The sequence below is a fragment of the Streptomyces sp. 1-11 genome, assembly GCF_007176755.1.
Taxonomy (GTDB): domain Bacteria; phylum Actinomycetota; class Actinomycetes; order Streptomycetales; family Streptomycetaceae; genus Streptomyces.
The window spans coordinates 72,748-89,669 of the sequence record NZ_BJTV01000013.1 but is presented as its reverse complement, the minus strand read 5'-3'; the positions used below and the strand labels follow the sequence as shown (position 1 = coordinate 89,669).

Annotated in this window: 15 protein-coding genes and 1 tRNA gene; 5 read left to right on the top strand and 11 right to left on the bottom strand. The window is 70.3% G+C overall.

Translation table 11 applies throughout. The annotated features are described in order from the left end of the window. Positions 1 to 50: 50 nt before the first annotated feature. Complete coding sequence (locus tag TNCT1_RS25780; protein ID WP_235902896.1) at positions 51 to 599, bottom strand: GNAT family N-acetyltransferase; 549 nt, start codon at positions 597 to 599, stop codon at positions 51 to 53. Positions 600 to 847: 248 nt separating this feature from the next. Here TNCT1_RS25780 and TNCT1_RS25775 point away from each other — a divergent pair, with 248 nt between their 5' ends. Together TNCT1_RS25775 and TNCT1_RS25770 are read left to right on the top strand one after the other, a co-directional pair. Continuing rightward, positions 848 to 2,209 carry an aminotransferase class V-fold PLP-dependent enzyme gene (locus TNCT1_RS25775; RefSeq protein ID WP_143636310.1) on the top strand — a complete coding sequence of 454 codons (1,362 nt, stop codon included), beginning with the start codon at positions 848 to 850 and terminating at the stop codon, positions 2,207 to 2,209. Beyond that, a complete protein-coding gene (locus tag TNCT1_RS25770; RefSeq protein WP_143636308.1) occupies positions 2,206 to 3,612 on the top strand; it encodes a lysine N(6)-hydroxylase/L-ornithine N(5)-oxygenase family protein in 1,407 nt (468 codons plus the stop codon). Before TNCT1_RS25775 ends, TNCT1_RS25770 begins: the two co-directional genes overlap by 4 nt. A gap of 73 nt (positions 3,613 to 3,685) precedes the next feature. On the opposite strand, the gene TNCT1_RS25765 is transcribed toward TNCT1_RS25770, so the two are convergent. Then, positions 3,686 to 5,491, bottom strand: a complete 1,806-nt coding sequence (locus TNCT1_RS25765) for a bifunctional UDP-sugar hydrolase/5'-nucleotidase (protein WP_143636305.1) — start codon at positions 5,489 to 5,491, stop codon at positions 3,686 to 3,688. Positions 5,492 to 5,641: 150 nt separating this feature from the next. On the opposite strand from TNCT1_RS25765, the gene TNCT1_RS25760 reads away from it, so the two are divergent. Together TNCT1_RS25760 and pyk are read left to right on the top strand one after the other, a co-directional pair. Beyond that, positions 5,642 to 6,337: an SIMPL domain-containing protein gene (locus TNCT1_RS25760; protein WP_143636303.1), complete on the top strand. Its 696-nt coding sequence runs from the start codon at positions 5,642 to 5,644 to the stop codon at positions 6,335 to 6,337. Between the two features lie 147 nt (positions 6,338 to 6,484). Then, the gene (pyk, locus tag TNCT1_RS25755; protein WP_143636301.1) at positions 6,485 to 7,921 is read left to right on the top strand and encodes a pyruvate kinase; all 1,437 of its coding nucleotides are present in this window, start codon (positions 6,485 to 6,487) and stop codon (positions 7,919 to 7,921) included. 7 nt (positions 7,922 to 7,928) lie between these two features. Here pyk and TNCT1_RS25750 read toward each other — a convergent pair whose 3' ends face one another. Together TNCT1_RS25750 and TNCT1_RS25745 are read right to left on the bottom strand one after the other, a co-directional pair. After that, positions 7,929 to 8,669: a helix-turn-helix domain-containing protein gene (locus tag TNCT1_RS25750; RefSeq protein WP_143636299.1), complete on the bottom strand. Its 741-nt coding sequence runs from the start codon at positions 8,667 to 8,669 to the stop codon at positions 7,929 to 7,931. A gap of 106 nt (positions 8,670 to 8,775) precedes the next feature. Then, positions 8,776 to 8,850 (bottom strand) — tRNA-Leu (locus tag TNCT1_RS25745). Between the two features lie 103 nt (positions 8,851 to 8,953). Here TNCT1_RS25745 and TNCT1_RS25740 point away from each other — a divergent pair. Beyond that, positions 8,954 to 9,613, top strand: a complete 660-nt coding sequence (locus tag TNCT1_RS25740; RefSeq protein WP_143636298.1) for an ANTAR domain-containing response regulator — start codon at positions 8,954 to 8,956, stop codon at positions 9,611 to 9,613. Between the two features lie 75 nt (positions 9,614 to 9,688). On the opposite strand, the gene TNCT1_RS25735 is transcribed toward TNCT1_RS25740, so the two are convergent. The 7 genes from TNCT1_RS25735 to TNCT1_RS25705 form a co-directional block, all read right to left on the bottom strand. Then, on the bottom strand, positions 9,689 to 10,405 hold the full coding sequence (locus TNCT1_RS25735) for an ABC transporter ATP-binding protein (protein WP_133922194.1): 717 nt from the start codon (positions 10,403 to 10,405) through the stop codon (positions 9,689 to 9,691). Next, positions 10,402 to 11,349, bottom strand: coding sequence for an ABC transporter ATP-binding protein (locus tag TNCT1_RS25730; RefSeq protein ID WP_143636296.1), 948 nt, complete (start codon positions 11,347 to 11,349; stop codon positions 10,402 to 10,404). The genes TNCT1_RS25735 and TNCT1_RS25730 overlap by 4 nt, the downstream gene beginning before the upstream one ends. Before the next feature lie 5 nt (positions 11,350 to 11,354). Then, on the bottom strand, positions 11,355 to 13,208 hold the full coding sequence (locus TNCT1_RS25725; protein WP_143636294.1) for a branched-chain amino acid ABC transporter permease: 1,854 nt from the start codon (positions 13,206 to 13,208) through the stop codon (positions 11,355 to 11,357). A gap of 5 nt (positions 13,209 to 13,213) precedes the next feature. Beyond that, a complete protein-coding gene (locus TNCT1_RS25720; RefSeq protein WP_143636292.1) occupies positions 13,214 to 14,146 on the bottom strand; it encodes a branched-chain amino acid ABC transporter permease in 933 nt (310 codons plus the stop codon). Between the two features lie 114 nt (positions 14,147 to 14,260). After that, positions 14,261 to 15,499 (bottom strand): branched-chain amino acid ABC transporter substrate-binding protein, encoded by a 1,239-nt coding sequence (locus TNCT1_RS25715; protein WP_143636290.1) that lies wholly within the window; start codon positions 15,497 to 15,499, stop codon positions 14,261 to 14,263. Between the two features lie 288 nt (positions 15,500 to 15,787). Then, the gene (locus tag TNCT1_RS25710; protein ID WP_143636287.1) at positions 15,788 to 16,396 is read right to left on the bottom strand and encodes a Tat pathway signal sequence domain protein; all 609 of its coding nucleotides are present in this window, start codon (positions 16,394 to 16,396) and stop codon (positions 15,788 to 15,790) included. After that, the gene (locus tag TNCT1_RS25705) at positions 16,393 to 16,794 is read right to left on the bottom strand and encodes a hypothetical protein (protein WP_143636284.1); all 402 of its coding nucleotides are present in this window, start codon (positions 16,792 to 16,794) and stop codon (positions 16,393 to 16,395) included. Before TNCT1_RS25705 ends, TNCT1_RS25710 begins: the two co-directional genes overlap by 4 nt. Between the last annotated feature and the right edge of the window lie 128 nt (positions 16,795 to 16,922).

Sequence of the window (16,922 nt, the reverse complement as noted above, 5' to 3'; positions counted from 1 at the left end):
TGCGCCCGCCCGCCGTTGAACCGTCGAGTACCCGCGACCGCGCCCGCCGCTCACCCCCCGAGCACCCGCAACTCCGCCCGCCGTACCCCCGCTTCACGCGGCCCGGCGCGTCGGTTGCCCACCGTGCCGCCTGCCTCGACCACGGCGCCCAGGGAGAAACCGAGCCGCTCCAGGAAGCCCTCACCGCAGCGCCAGCCGGCCGGCACCGTCGCCGTGACCAGGGACACCGCGCCGGCACGCGCCAGCAAGGACTCCGCCAGCGCACGGCCCAGCCCCCGCCCCCGCGCCCAGGGCGCCAGCAGGAACAGGCCCACCGCCACCGCGCCCGGCTCCGGATGGTCCCGCACCGCGTCCACCAGACCCGCGACCACCCCGTCCCGCTCCAGCACCAGCAGCACCTTGTCCTCGGGGCTCGCACCCTCCGGCAGCGCGTAGAACAGGCCCTGCACATCACCCGGCCCCGACGGCAGCCCCGTCGCCGCGACGAACCAGTCCTCGCACTCCTCGAACAGCGTCAGCAACGGCACCTCGTCCCGCGGACCGGGCTCACGCACCACCACCCGCTCACCGGGCACCTCGATCATCCACGCGTCGACCATCCGACCGACGTTAGCCGCGGCGCCCCCGGCGCTCCACCGCTCCAACGTGTTTTCCCCGTACGGCAGTACCCACCTCCCGGTCCCGATCGTTGAGCCTGCGGGAGCGGTGGACCGCCTCCCGGACGAGCCGGACGTCACCGGACGCGAACCACCCCGGTGACCCCCGCCGCCGGCCGCCACCGACCCGGCGCCCGCACCACCGCGAACCCAGGACCGCCCGCCCGTCCCGTGCCCCCGGAGGAGAGCCCATGAGCCTGCCGCCCCTCGCCTCGGGGCCCCACGGCCCCGACGCCCTGCGTCCCCTCCTCGACACCGTCCTCGAAGCCCTCGCCACCGGCGGCCGTACCCGCGGCGGACCACTGCCGGCCGGCGGCCCCGGCACCGTCACCGCACGGATGACCGCGGCCCTCGGCGACGACGTCCTGCCCGAGGACGGCGACCCCGACGCCCTGCGCACCCTCGTACACGCCCTCGCCGAAGGCGCCGCCGACCCCGCCCACCCGCTCTGCGCCGCCCACCTGCACTGCCCGCCGCTCGCCGTCGCCACCGCCGCCGACCTCGCCGCCAGCGCCCTCAACCCCTCACTGGACTCCTGGGACCAGGCCCCCGCGGCCTCCGCCCTGGAAGCCCGGGTCACCCACGCCCTCGCCCGGCTCGTCGGCCACGCCGACGCCCTCGTCACCACCGGCGGCACCGAATCCAACCAGCTCGCCCTGCTCCTCGCCCGCGAAACCCACGGCGGCCGCCTCCGGCTGGTCTGCGGCGCCAACGCCCACCACTCCCTGCCCCGCGCCGCCTGGCTGCTCGGCCTGCCCGACCCGGTCGTCGTCCCCACCCCGCGCGGCACCCTGGACCCGGCCGCCCTGCACCACGCCCTCACCACCCACCCGGGCCCGCTGCTCGTCGCCGCCACCGCCGGCACCACCGACGCCGGACTCATCGACCCACTGCCCGACATCGCCCGCCTGTGCGCCGCCCACGGCGCCCGCCTGCACATCGACGCCGCCTACGGCGCCTGCCTCGCCTTCAGCGACCGGCACCGCCACAAGCTCGCCGGCCTGGAAGCCGCCCACACCGTCACCCTCGACCTGCACAAACTCGGCTGGCAACCGTCCGCCGCCGGACTTCTCGCCGTGGCCCGTCCCCACGAACTCACCGCACTCCACCACCACGCCGACTACCTCAACGCCGGCGACGACACCGAAGCGGGCCTGCCCGACCTGCTCGGCCGCTCCCTGCGCACCACTCGCCGGCCCGACATCCTCAAGATCGCCGTCACCCTCAGGACCCTGGGCCGCACCGGCCTCGGCACCCTCGTCGACCAGGTCTGCGCGCACGCCCACGAGTTCGCCGCCCTCGTCCAGCGGCACCCCGGCCACGAACTGCACGGTCCGCCCGTCATCAGCACCGTCCTCTTCCGGCCCGCCGGCGCCCCCGACGACACCGTCGCCGCCGTACGCCGCCGCCTGCTCCACCAGGGCCGGGCCGTCCTCGGACGGGCCCGCGCCGACGGACGGCTCTGGCTCAAGGCCACCTTCCTCAACCCCCACACCCGGCCCCACGAACTGGCCGCACTCCTCGAACTCGCCGAAGGAGCCACCCCCGGATGACCCACCCCCCACACCCCGAGCCCGGCGCCCCCCGCGACCTCGTCGGCATCGGCATCGGCCCCAGCAACCTCTCCCTGGCCGCCCTCGCCCACCCGCTCGCCGAACTCGACGCCGTCTTCTACGAACAACGCCCCCGCTTCGACTGGCACCCCGGCCTGCTCATCGACGGCGCCACCCTCCAAGTGCCCTTCCTCGCCGACCTGGTCACCCTCGCCGAGCCCACCAGCCCCTGGAGCTTCCCCAACTACCTCAAGACCCACGAACGGCTCTTCCCGTTCTACTTCGCCGAACGCTTCCACATCCAGCGCGCCGAATACGACGCCTACTGCCGCTGGGTCTCACAGAACCTGCCCGGACTGCGCTTCCACCACCGGGTCGACGCCGTCCGCTGGAACCCCCGGCACGACGTCTTCGAAGTCGACCACACCCGCCTCGACACCCCGGCCGGCACCCCCGCCCACGGCCGCACCCGCACCCGCAACATCGTCCTCGGCATCGGCACCGCCCCCCACGTACCCGAAGCCCTGCGGCCACTGGCCGAAGCACCCGGCGTCCCCGTCATCCACGCCGCCGACTACCTCCGGCACCGCGCCACCCTCCTCACCGCCGGCCACATCACCGTCGTCGGCTCCGGACAGTCCGGCGCCGAGGTCTTCCTCGACCTGCTGCGCCACCGCCCCGCCGGCCAGGAGAGACTGCACTGGATCGGCCGCACCGAAGCGTTCGCCCCCATGGAGTACTCCAAGCTGGGCCTCGAACACTTCACCCCCGACTACACCCGCTACTTCCACGCCCTCGCCGAACCCGTCCGCGACCGCCTCGTCCCCGCCCAATGGCAACTGCACAAAGGCATCGACGCCGACACCCTCGCCGCCATCCACGACGAGCTGTACCGGCGCACCCTGAACGGCGGCTGGCCCGACACCGTCCTCACCCCCGGCGTCCGCGTCCGCACCGCCGGCCGCATCGCCGCCGGCCAGGTCGAACTCCACCTCGAACACCTCCAGCAGGGCACCCGCACCCGGCTCGCCACCGACGCCGTCGTCCTCGCCACCGGCTACCGCGAACGCCCCCTCGACACCATCCTCACCGCACTCGACCCCTACCTGCGCCGCGACGACAGCGGACGCCCGCGCATCGACCAGGAGTACCGCCTCCTCCTCGCCCCGTGCGTCACCGGCTCCGCCTACGTCCAGAACGCCGAACTGCACACCCACGGCGTCGGCGCCCCCGACCTCGGCCTCACCGCCTGGCGCAGCGCCACCATCCTCAACTCCCTCACCGGCAAGGAGCAGTACCCCCTGCCCGCCCGCACCGCCTTCACCACCTTCGGACTCCAGCCCCCCGCCCCCCGCGCCGCTCCCGCCGACCGCACCGGACAACCGGCCCCGGCCACCGGCTGAACCCCCGCACACACGCCGGCGGCGCCGGTGCCGACAACAGGCACCGACGCCGCCGAAAGGGCCCACCCGGCAATCAGAAGACCGGAGTACCGTCCCGCGTCAGCTTCCAGTCCACGGAGGCGAAGTCCTTCGGGTCCAGCACACCCTTCGCCGTCACCCACTCCGCGATCCGCGTACGGATCTCCGTCGACTCCGACCACAGCTCCTTCGCCGACGCCACGTACGGGAACGCGCCACCGCCATTGGCACGGTAGTTGTTCACCGCCAGCACGAACTGCTGCGCGTCGTCCAGCGCCACGCCACCGAACGTCAGATTCCTGATCCGCGAACCCGCCGGCTGCGCCACGTCGATGTCGTATGACAGCCCCGACACGTAGTCGTAGTTGTAGTCCGGACGGCCGCCCGCGTTCGTCAGCTTCTCCACGTCGACCGCCGCACCCGGCGCCGTCTGCACGTAGTACCCCGCCGAGTACTCCAGGTACGCCCGCACCTGCGCGCCCGTCATCAGCTTCGCGACCAGCGTGTTGTCGTACACGTACAGACTCGACAGGTCCCGGATCGTCACATCGCCGGCCGGGATCTCCGACGTCCGGGAGAACGGCGACGCCTGCGCGATCACCGGCAGCGAGGCGTACTCGGTGCCCGCCAGCGCCGCCTTCACCACGTCCTCCTGGACCTTGGTGATCAGATCGATGATCGGGGCGTCCTTGTAACGGGCCTCCACGGTCGTCAGCGTCTCGGTCGCCCGGCCCACCACCTGGTTGACGTACGCCACGACCTTGTCGTGCTCGTCCTTCAGCAGCCTGGTGATCCGCGGGTCGTCCGCCACCGTCTTCGAGTCGCGCAGCGAAGCGGAGACCGACTCCACCTCCCACCTGCCCTTGCCGAACACCAGCTCGATGTCGAAGACGCTCAGCCGCTCCGCGTAGCACAGCGGCTCCGACAGCACCACCGTCCGGCCCGACTTCTCGTTGACGACCTTCAGCTCCGGAATCTCCAGATGCGCGTGCCCCACCAGGATCGCGTCGATCCCCGGCACCTGCCGCGCCACGTTCGCCGCCGCGTCCTCCACGTACGGCAGCTGGTCGCCGTACGACGAGTTCCCCGACGTGCCCGAGTGCGCCGACACCACGACCACGTCCGCGCCCAGCGCCCGCAGCTTCGGCACCCACTTCGCGGCCTGCTCCTCCAGACCCGGGAACGCCAGCTTGCCCTGCACGTACGCCTTGTCCCAGATCGCGATGCCCGGGTTGGTCAGACCCAGCACCGCGACCTTCACCGGCGGAGCGCCCGGCACGTGGAACTTCTTGATGAAGTAGGGCGGGAAGGCCGGCTTCAGCGTCTTCGCGTCGACCGCGTTGGCGCCCAGCAGCGGGAAGTCGAGCTGGTCCTCGAACTTCCGCAGCGTCTCGATGCCGTAGTTGAACTCGTGGTTGCCGAGCGCCGCCGCGTCGTACCCGATCGCGTTCATCGCCTGCGCCATCGGATGCACCGGACCGCCCTTGGCGGTGATCGGGTCCACCTTCGCGTAGTAGTACGTCAGCGGGGTGCCCTGGATCGTGTCACCGGCGTCCAGCAGCAGCGTGTTGGAGCGGCCCTTCTCCTTGCGGATCCCCTCGACCAGCGTCGAGATACGCGCCAGGCCCTGCGCGTTGCCCGCCTTGTCGGAGTACTCCGCGTTCTTGAAGTAGTCCCAGTTGAAGACGTGGCCGTGCAGGTCCGTGGTGCCCATGACGGTCAGGGAGTACCGCTTCACGTGCTCGCCCGGGACCGTCGCCTCGGCGGCCTCGGCCGCCGGAGCCGCCGCCGCACCGGCGATCGCCACCCCCGCCCCGGTCGCGGCGGACTTCTTCAGGAACTTCCGGCGGTTCAACGGCATCTCTCGGTCTCCTCGGGGAAACAGTCAACAACGCGCGTAGATTCTGACCCGGACCTGACCGGAAACAACAGGTCCAAGAGGTTTCGATCTGGTGACCTCAAGCCCCAACTCCGGTCAAGGAAGCGGAAAGCGCGTGACACAGTGGGACGTATGACCCAACCCGCGGCCCCGCCCCACGGCACCCCCGACGCCCCCCTCCTCATCGTCCACGGCGAAGCCGAGATCGACGCCGAACCGGAGATCGCCCGCATCGCCGTCACCGTCAACGCCCGCGGCCGCGACCGCCGCGCCACCCTCGACGACCTCACCCGCCGCAACGCCGCCGCCCTCGACCTCATCAAGTCCTACGCCGACGCCGTCGCACACGTGTCCACCGGCGCCGTCACCATCACCCCCGAACTCGACCCCCACGGCCACGGCGAACGCATACACAGCCACCACGGCCGGGTCCACCTCACCGCCGAACTCACCGACTTCACCGCCCTGGCGGAACTCACCACCCGACTGGCCGACTTGGAACTCACCCGGATCGACGGCCCCTGGTGGTCCCTGCGCCCCGACTCACCCGTGCCCGCCCAGGCCCGCCGCGACGCCGTCGGCGACGCCCTCCGGCGGGCCCGCGAATACGCCGACGCCCTCGGCACCACCCTCGCCGCGCTCGTCGAACTCGCCGACACCGGCGCCGACCGCACCCGCCCCGCCCGCACCCCGTTCGAGCGCGGCGCACGCCGGGCCGCACTCGCCCATCCGGACGAACCCGCCGCACCCCTCGACCTCGAACCCCCGCGACTGCGCGTCACCGCCCAGGTCAGCGCCCGGTTCGCCATGCGGCCCCCGCGACTGTGAAAGCCGAAAACGCACGACGTAGAGATTTCGCTCAAAGGAGCGGGCCGTCGCACAATTCAACACTTGTCAATATCCCTTAACCCAACGGTTGTTGAGTAGTCATGAGCCCCGGATTCACTACCAGCGGGTAAGGCCTAGGCTCGAATCATGCGCCGAGCAAAGATCGTCTGTACTCTGGGCCCCGCCACCGACTCGTACGACCAGATCAAAGCACTCGTCGAAGCCGGAATGGACGTCGCCCGCTTCAACCTCAGCCACGGCACCCAGACCGAGCACGAGGTGCGATACCAGCACGTACGAAAAGCCGCCGACGAAACCGGCCGCAGCGTCGGCATCCTCGCCGACCTTCAGGGCCCGAAGATCCGCCTCGGCCGATTCAGCGAAGGCCCCGTACTCCTTGAACGCGGCGACACCTTCACCATCACCGTCCAGGAAGGCGTCGAAGGCGACCGCCACACCTGCGGCACCACCTACGCCGGCCTCGCCTCCGACGTCACCCCCGGCGAACGCATCCTCGTCGACGACGGCAAGGTCTGCCTCGAAGTCACCGCGGTCGACGGCCCCGAGGTCCACACCCGAGTGGCCGAAGGCGGCATCATCTCCGACCACAAGGGCCTCAACCTCCCCGGCGTCGCCGTCTCCGTACCCGCCCTCTCCAAGAAGGACGAGGACGACCTGCGCTGGGCCCTGCGGACCGGCTTCGACGCCGTCGCCCTCTCCTTCGTCCGCAGCGGCCGGGACGCCCACGACGTCCACCGCATCATGGACGAGGAAGGCCGCCGCCTCCCCGTGATCGCCAAGGTCGAGAAACCCCAGGCCGTCGAGAACATCGACGACATCGTCGCCGCCTTCGACGGCATCATGGTCGCCCGCGGCGACCTCGGCGTCGAAATGCCCCTCGAACAGGTGCCCATCGTCCAGAAGCGCGCCATCAAACTCGCCCGGCGCAACGCCAAACCCGTCATCGTCGCCACCCAGATGCTCGACTCGATGATCGACAACTCCCGCCCCACCCGCGCCGAGGCCTCCGACGTCGCCAACGCCGTCATCGACGGCACCGACGCCGTGATGCTCTCCGGCGAGACCAGCGTCGGCAAATACCCCGTCGAGACCGTGCGCACCATGGCCAAGATCGTGGCCGCCGCCGAGGAGGACATCCTCGCCAAGGGGCTGCCGCCGCTCACCGAACGCAACAAGCCCCGCACCCAGGGCGGAGCCGTCGCCCGCGCCGCGGCCGAGATGGGCGACTTCCTCGGCGCGAAGTTCCTCGTGGCCTTCACCCAGTCCGGCGACACCGCCCGCCGGCTCTCCCGCTACCGCTCGCCGATCCCCCTGCTGGCCTTCACCCCGGAACCGGCCACCCGCTCCCAGCTCAGCCTCACCTGGGGCGCGGAGACCTTCCTCGGCCCGGAGGCCGACTCCACCGATGCCATGGTCGCCCAGGTGGACGAACTGCTGCTGCGGTACGGCCGCTGCGAGAAGGGTGACGTCGTGGTCATCACGGCCGGCTCACCGCCCGGCGTCCCCGGCGCCACCAACATGGTCCGCGTCCACCACATCGGCGAGGACGACAGCCCCAAGTAGCGGCGGCTCAGTACTTGGGGCCCACGTGGGCGTCCATGAGGGCCACGGAGGCTTTTCGGGCGACGGAGATGTTCCGGTTGTTCGCCCGTCTCCACTCCACGTGGACCCGCTCCAGGGCATCGGTGAAGAGCCGCACGATGTCCTCGGACACGTTGGTGAAGAAGTAGCGCGGATACTCGTAGCGCTTGCGCTCACCGTCGACCAGTCTGGTCGTCCAGTTGGTGACACGGCAGCCGTCGGAGTGGATGAGTCCCCGGATGAACTCCCAGGGATGGGCGTCGACCATCTCCTGTTGCCAGGCCGCGAGGGCGATCGGCCGTTCGTGCTTCTTGCCGGGGCCGTGCTGGGGGAACAGGGCGGGCCAGTGCGGGTAGTAGCTGGTCACCATCGCGCAGCCCTGTTTCCGGACCGTGTGGACGCGTACGCCGGGGCGTACGCGTGTGATGGCCTCGCGGCACATCTGCATGAGCCCGGGCCAGGCGTCGGCGCACGCGATCCTGAGGTAGTAGCCGCCGCGCGGGTGCGGGCTGACGCACCCGTCACCGAGGTAGAGGCCCAACAGGTACGCGTATGCGCCGGTGTCGGAAGGCGGCCCGGGTGGAGGGGACATGCGGGGCAGCGGTTCGAGGCGGTCCTGCCATGAGCGGATCGCGGCCCGGGAGACACCGGTCTCGCGGCTCACCGAATTGAGGCTGCGGCCCTGGGCGACCAGGGCGAGGGCTCGCTTGCGCGTGCTGATGTCGTACATCCGGCCACTCTGTGACGGTGGTCGCGGCGACATGCGGCGAAGAACGGGAATTCACGAGAACGCGGAGATCCGCTTTTGGGTGACGACCTTCAGATCGAAGGAAAAGTGCCCCGGGTCGGACTCGAACCGACACTGTATGGGTTTTGAATCCATCGCCTGCTGCCAATTGGGCTACCGGGGCCCGGTGAATCGAAGGTTGACCTCGACCCGCTGCCTGACCACCTTACCGCAGCTAGGTAGGCTCTTGTCAGCAGTACCGACCTGCCTCGCAACAAGGAGCCCGAGTGACCTCCCCCGAGTCGCCCCAGCCCGTTGACGTGCCCGACGACGACAAGTCGCACGTGCCTCCGCTGACGACCCGTGTCGTCATCGCCGAGGACGAGGCCCTGATCCGGCTCGACCTCAAAGAGATGCTGGAGGAGGAGGGCTACACCGTCGTCGGCGAGGCCGGGGACGGCGAGCAGGCGGTGGAGCTCGCCCGCGAGCACCGCCCGGACCTGGTGATCCTGGACGTGAAGATGCCCAAGCTCGACGGCATCTCCGCGGCCGAGAAGATCGCCGAGGAGTCCATCGCCCCGGTCCTGATGCTCACCGCGTTCTCGCAGCGCGACCTGGTGGAGCGGGCCCGCGACGCCGGCGCCATGGCCTACCTGGTGAAGCCGTTCAGCAAGAGCGACGTCGTCCCGGCGATCGAGATGGCGGTGTCCCGCTTCACCGAGCTGCGGGAGCTGGAGAAGGAGGTCGCGGACCTCACCCAGCGGCTGGAGACCCGCAAGCTGGTGGACCGCGCGAAGTCCGTCCTGCAGACGGAGTACGGGCTGACCGAGCCGGCCGCGTTCCGCTGGATCCAGAAGACGTCGATGGACCGGCGCCTGTCGATGCAGCAGGTCGCCGAGGCGGTCATCGCGGACAACGAGGAGAAGAAGGCCTCGAAGAAGAGCTGACCGCGGCAGTACGGGACGAGGCCCGCGCCCCGGAGAAGGGGGCGCGGGCCTCGTCGTGTCCGGCGTCCGCGGCGGTCAGTCCTCGCCGAGGTACGCCTTGCGCACGGACTCGTCGTGCAGCAGGTCGCGGCCGGTGCCGGAGAGGACGATGTTGCCGACCTCCATGACGTGACCCTGGTCGGCGAGCGAGAGCGCCGCCTGGGCGTTCTGCTCGACCAGCAGGATCGTCGTGCCCTGCGACTTCAGCTCGGCGATGGTCGCCATGATCTTCTGCATCATGATCGGCGACAGACCCATCGAGGGCTCGTCCAGCATCAGCAGCTTGGGCTGGGACATCAGCGCCCGGCCCATCGCCAGCATCTGCTGCTCGCCGCCGGAGAGGGTGCCGGCGGCCTGCTTCCTTCGCTCCCCGAGGATGGGGAAGAGGTCGTAGGCGCGCTGGATGTCCTTCTCGATGCCCGGCTTGTCGCTGCGCAGGAACGCGCCGAGGCGCAGGTTGTCCTCGATGGTCATCCGCGGGAAGATGTGCCGCCCCTCGGGGGAGTGGGCGAGCCCCAGCGACACCACCTGGTGCGCGGGGATCTTCTTCAGCGACCTGCCGTTGAACCGGATCTGCCCGCCGACCGGCTTGAGCAGACCGGAGAGCGTGCGCAGGGTGGTCGTCTTGCCGGCGCCGTTGGTGCCGATGAGGGTGACCACCTGGCCGGCCTCGACCTTGAAGGAGATGCCCTTGACGGCCTCGATCTTGCCGTAGGCGACGCGCAGGTCCTCTACTTCGAGCAGTGCGGTCATCGGTCGTTCTCCTTGCCGGGCGCGGCGTCCGTCGTGGTGTCGGCGTCCGTCGTGGTCGCGGTGTCCGCCGCGGCCCCGGCCTGCGCCTCGGCCGCCTCGACCTCGGCCGCCTCCTCGTCGCCGGGAGCCTCCTCGAACGGCTCGCCGAGGTAGGCGGCGACGACCCGCTCGTCGCCCTGGACGGTCGCGCTGTCGCCCTCGATCAGCTTCTCGCCCTGCACGAGCACGGCCACCCGGTCGCACAGGTTCATGATGAAGCGCATGTCGTGCTCGATGACGAGGACGGCGATGCCCATGTCCCGGATGGCGAAGACCAGTTCCTCGGTGGCCCGGGTCTCCTGCGGGTTCATGCCGGCCGTCGGCTCGTCGAGGAGCAGCAGACCGGGCTCGCTGGCCAGCGCGCGGGCGATCTCCAGCTTGCGCTGCTCGCCGTAGGGGAGGTTGCGGGCCAGGTGCTCGGCCTTCTTCTCCAGACCCACGAACGCCAGCAGCTCCATGGCCCGCTCGCGGGAGGCCTTCTCCGCGCGGTGGAAGCCCGGTCCGCGCAGCAGCGCGGACCACAGGCCCTCCTTGGTGCGGGTGTGCCGGCCGACGAGCACGTTCTCCAGGACCGTCATGTTGGCGAACAGGCGGATGTTCTGGAAGGTGCGGGCGATGCCGGCCGCGGTGACCTTGAAGGACTTCGGCGGCAGGACGTCGCCCTTGTAGCGGACCTCGCCCTCGGTGGGCACGTACAGGCCTGTCAGGCAGTTGAAGAAGGTGGTCTTGCCGGCGCCGTTGGGGCCGATCAGACCGACGATCTCGCCGCTGTTGACGGTGAGGTCGACGCCCCGCACGGCGGTCAGGCCGCCGAAGCGCATCGTGACGCCGCGGGCGTCGAGCACGACCTCGCCGGGGGCGGACGCGCCGGGTGCGGCGTCCTGGGTGGTGGTGTCGGTGGTCATGGTGTTCAGGCCCCTGCCTTGCTGAGGACGGCGGGCGCTTCGGTCTCTTCGTGGAATTCGAGCTGGCGGCGCCGGTTGGGGATGAGGCCCTCGGGGCGGAAGCGCATCAGCAGGACGAGCGCGACACCGAAGGCGAACAGCTGGTAGTCGCCCAGGAACTGGAGCTTGGCCGGGATCAGGTACAGCAGCGAGGCGCCGACCAGCGGGCCGGAGATGGTGCCCATGCCGCCGAGCACGACTGCGGCCAGCAGGAACGCCGAGTTGGGCGGCACCACATGGGCGAACTGGTACTGCTCCGGGGTCACCGTGTAGGTGACGTGGGCCTGGACGGAACCGGCGAGGCCGGCCATGCAGGCGCCCAGGGCGAAGGCGATGAGCTTGACCCGGAAGCCGTTGATGCCCATGGCGAGCGCCGCCGTCTCGTCCTCGCGGATGGCGATCCAGGCGCGGCCGATGCGGGAGTCGCTGCTGCGCCGGAACACCACCACGACGATGAGCGTGATGAGCAGCATCAGCAGGAAGTAGTTCGCGAACCGGCCGACGGTGGCGCCGAAGAGCTGGTGCTCCTGACCGAAGTCGAAGCCGAGGATGTTCAGGTTCGGGATCGAGGAGATGCCGTTGGAGCCGTTGGTGACGTCCGGGCCCGAGGTGCCGTCCATGTTGAGGACGGTGATGCGGAAGATCTCACCGAAGCCGAGCGTCACGATGGCGAGGTAGTCGCCGCGCAGCCGCAGGGTCGGGGCGCCGATCAGGACGCCGAACACCATGGCGACGGCGGCGCCGCACAGCGCCGAGGCCCAGAACGGCATGTTGACGTGCAGCGGCGAGGACGACGAACCGGAGACCAGGGCCGCGGTGTAGGCGCCGACACCGAGGAAGGCGACGTAACCGAGGTCGAGCAGGCCGGCGAGGCCGACGACGATGTTCAGGCCGAGCGCGACGGTGGCGAAGATCAGGATGTAGACGCCGATCGTCGCGTACTGGTCGTCGGACTGGGTGAAGGGGAAGGCGGCCGCGGCGAGGAAGGCGCCGGTCATGGTGATGTTGCGGTGCCGCGCGGTGATCGCCGAGACCCGGGCCACGAGCCCGGCCTTGGCGAGCGCGCCGAAGCCGAAACCGGCGGTGATCAGGAAGCCGATGAACAGCTCGTCGTACTCGGTGCCGATGCCGTAGGTGAAGACCAGCAGGCCGAGCGCCATGGCAGCGACGATGACGAGGATCTCGGCGTAGGCGGGCAGCTTCCGGGCCGGGGCCGGGGCCGGGGCCGGGGCCTCGGCGGCGAAGGCCGCCTTGAAGGTGCTCCAGTCCTGGCGGCGGGCGTGCCGGAACTTCTCCCAGGAGGAGTCGTCGGGGTCGATGGGGTCCGGGGCCGGCCGCTCGAACGGCAGGGCCAGGGCGCCGACCAGGGCGGCCAGCGTGGCGACGGCGACGACGTAGCCGCCGGGCTCCAGGTTGACCACACCGCCGAGCTTCGCGCTGATGGCGATGACGGTGTACCAGGCGGTGGCGAAGGTGCCGAGCGCGGCCGTCTTCACGGCGCTGTCGGCGCTGCCGGGGGTGAGCCAGCCGAGGCCCTTGACGCCGTAGGAGGCGAGGCCGAACAGGGTGGTGAGGACGCCGCCGATCAGGACGAGGACCTGCAGGCCGCCCGGGTAGCCGTAGACGGTGAGGTCGCCGGGGAAATCGGCGGTCCAGGTCCAGGCGAGGAAGGTGGAGACGATCGTCAGGGCGCCGCCGCCGGTGGCGAGGGCCCGGCCGAACGCGGTGGGCAGGCCGATGAGGCCGGTCCGCGCGGCCGCGGGAGCGCTCGCGGTCTCCGGGGTCTCCGGGGTCTCGGATGCGGTGGTCTGTGTGGTCATCGGTGTCACGCCCTGTCCGCGACGCGCTCGCCGAGCAGGCCCTGTGGCCTGAACAGCAGCACGAGGATGAGGAGTACGAACGCCCAGACGTCTGCCCAGGACTGGCTGCCGAACTTGTCCATGCCGGGGATGTCCGCGATGTAGGCAGTGGACAGGGCCTCGGCGACACCGAGGACGAGGCCGCCGAGCATGGCGCCGTAGATGTTGCCGATACCGCCGAGGACGGCCGCGGTGAACGCCTTCAGACCGAGGATGAAGCCCATGCGGAAGTCGATCTGACCGTACTTCAGGCCGTAGGCCACCGAACCGACGGCGGCGAAAGCGGCGCCCAGGGCGAACGCGATCACGATGATGCGGTCGGTGTTGACGCCCATCAGCTTCGCGGTGTCAGGGTCCTGCGCGGTGGCCTGCATGCCGCGGCCGGTGCGGGTCCGCATCACGAAGTAGGCGAGGATCCCCATGCTGATCGGTGCCGCGGCGACCAGGAAGACATCACCGGTCTGGATGGTGACATTGCCGATCTCGAAGGGGCCGCCCGGGATGCTCGGGAAGGTACGGGCGGACTTGGCGCCCGGGTACCAGGCCCACACCGCCTGCTGCAGGGCCAGCGAGAGGCCGATGGCGGTGATGAGCGGCGCGAGGCGCGGGGCGGTGCGCAGCGGGCGGTAGGCGAACCGCTCCGCCCCGACGGCGACCGTGACGGCGACGAGGACGGCCCCGACGAGCATCAGCGGCAGGGCCACCCACATGGAGGTGCCGTCGGGAAGGATGTACGCGTAGACCGTGAGCGCGCCGAACGCGCCGGTCATGAATATCTCGCCGTGGGCGAAGTTGATGAGCTGGACAATGCCATAGACCATCGTGTAGCCGATGGCGACCAGCCCGTACATGGATCCTAGTAGCAGGCCGTTGACCAGCTGCTGCGGCAGTTCGTTCACCGCATGTCCTCCGAGACGTTCGGAAAGTTCGACGGATGAAGCCGGATGCGAGTCCGCGCGGGGCGCCAGTGGAACAGCGCCCCGCGCGGCTCAGGTGATGCGGGTGTGTGTGGGTCAGCTGCCGTTGTAGGTGCCGGACTCCACGGACTTCCACGCACCGCCCGTGACGGAGTACACGGTCAGCTGCTTGTTGGTCGCGTCACCATACTCGTCGAAGGAGACCTTGCCGGTCACGCCGTCGAAGGAGACGTTCTGCATCGCGGCGGTGACCTTCGCGCGGGCGTCGGACGGCAGCTTGCCGCCGTTGTCGTCGACGACCTTCTTCACGGCCTCGATGATCGACCACGCCGAGTCGTAGGAGTAGCCGCCGTACGCCGCGTACGCCTCCTTGTAGCCCGCCGCCTTGTAGTTGTCGACGAACTCCTTGGCGGAGTCGAGCGTCTCCACCGGCGCGCCGACCGAGGTGGCCAGGTCACCGGTGCCGGAGGCGCCGGCCAGCTTGATGAAGTCGTCGGCGTAGATGCCGTCACCGCCGACCAGCGGGACCTTCGCGCCGGCGGCCTTGATCTGCTTGCTCAGCGGACCGGCCTGCGGGTACTCGCCGCCGTAGTAGACGACCTGTGCACCGGAGTTCTTCACCTTGGTGGCGACCGCGGAGAAGTCCTTGGTGTCGGGGTTGATGTGCTCGGTGCCGACGATCTTGCCGCCGAGCTTCTTGAACTCGTCGGTGAACGTCCCGGCCAGGCCGGCGCCGTAGGTCTTCTTGTCGTCGATGACGAAGGCCTTGGTCCTCTTGGCCTTGTTGAAGACGTACTGGGCGGCGAACGGGCCCTGGATGGCGTCCGTGGTCGCGGTACGGAAGTACGACTTGTACTGGCGCGTCTTCGACTTCCGCCAGTCCGGGCCCTGGGTCAGGTCCGGGCTGGTGTTCGCCGGGGAGACCTCGACCAGCTTCGCGTCGTCGAAGACCTTCTGCATCGACTGGGCCACGGAGGAGTTCAGCGGGCCGACGACACCGAGGACGTCCTTCTCGCCGACGAAGCCGGTGGCGTTCGTCTGGCCGGAGGAGGGCTGCGCCTGGTCGTCCTTCGCCTCGATCTTGAAGGTGACGCCCTTGACGTAGTTCTTCTTGTTGGCCTGCTTGGCCGCCAGGTCAACGGAGTTCCTGATACCCAGGCCGAGCGCGGACAGGTCGCCGGTCAGCGGGGCGTCGACGCCGATGACGACGGTGGTGCCACCACCGTTGCCGGAGTCCGAGCCCTTGTCGCCGCTGTCGCGCGAGCCGCAGGCGGTGAGGGTGAGTGCTCCCGCCGCCAGGGCGGCGGTGATGGCGATGAGCGAACGTTGACGCACGATCAGTCCTTTCCCCAGAACGGCCGCTTCCCCGTGGAGGCGGTCGAGCCGCTGCGCCGGGCCGAAGAGGGAATCCAGCTGCGCGGTGACTGGCCGTGACTCTAGGCGTGTGTGGGGAACGTAAGGAGGGTCTGACCGATGCTGTGACGCTCTTGTTATGACACGGGGTAATGCAGAGCGGTACGCCGTGGGGAGAACGCCGGAATTCAAGCCGATTCGCCCCGTCCGCATGGTGAGAATCCGCAGGACGGTCCGTGATCCGTTCAGGTGTCTCAGGGGTTTTGGTGATTACCTGAGGCTGTTGCTGCAGGCGACTTTCAGGCCCTTGGAGAGGTGCTGGGCGTACCGCCGGCCGAGGATGAAACTCTGATTCTGTATTGCGCGCGTATTACGCAGAGTTACTTCAAGGAAAGGCAGTCCGGCGTCCTTCGGCACCTTTCCGCATTCCGTCACGTCCATGGTTATGGTGATCTTGCGGGGAGAGCCCGCCTTTGTCCGGAACGGGGTGCGCGGCTCGGTCGTCAGCCGGAGCCCGGCGTAGGGCTGGCCCACCCGGCTGACGGTGATGGGCGGTCCCGCGTCCACGGTCAGCAGCACCTCGAAGCGGAATCCGCGGGCCGGCACCCCGGCCCCGGCGGTCCCGTCCCGCAGGTAAGAGATCGTCATCGCCTGTGCCATGTAGGGCACTTGGGACGGCGGCGGGTGCGGTGGGCGGGTCGCGTAGAGGTAGCCGCCGCCCGCGACGGCGACCACCGCCGCGGCGGCGGCGAGGGCGGCGCGGCGGTGACGGGCGTACAGGGCCGCGAGCGGTGCGCGCCGTCGTCCGGCGGCCTCCCATTCCACGGCGTCCCACGCGCGCGTGCCCTCGCCGGGCTCCAGGGGCCCCGTGCCGCTCATCGCCAGGGCCCTCCGCTCGGAACGCCGTGCCGATACCGGTCTGCGCACGCCGCACGCGCCCGACGGGCGATCAACTCGTCCGCCGCGTCCGCCCCTTGACGCCGCTCGGCCGCCCGCGCCGCGTCCACGACGGCCCGCAGGATCTCGTACTGGCCGTTGGACAGCCCCATCGACTGGTAGTCCCCGTAGGTGCCGCTGTCGAGCACCTTCCGTGACCAGCGGGCGACGCTCTCGGCGCACAGCTCGGCGTCGGACGACGGCGAGGGGGCGGCCGAGTCGTGCGCCGCGTGGCCGGAGCCGCTGGGGGCACCGGGGCCGCCCGTGGAGGGGTTCGCGCCGCCCGTACGGGCACAGCCGGCCATCAGCAGCGTCGCGGACAGTGCCAGTCCGAGCGCCAAGAGCCTCGCCCCCCGCCGGGATCCTGCGAGCCGTCGGCTTCCGAGCCGTCCCATGTGCCGAAACTAAGCGGCGGGACGGCCCGGGGCAACGGCCGGGCGGAGCCCCTTTCCCGCCACGGCCGGCCCGG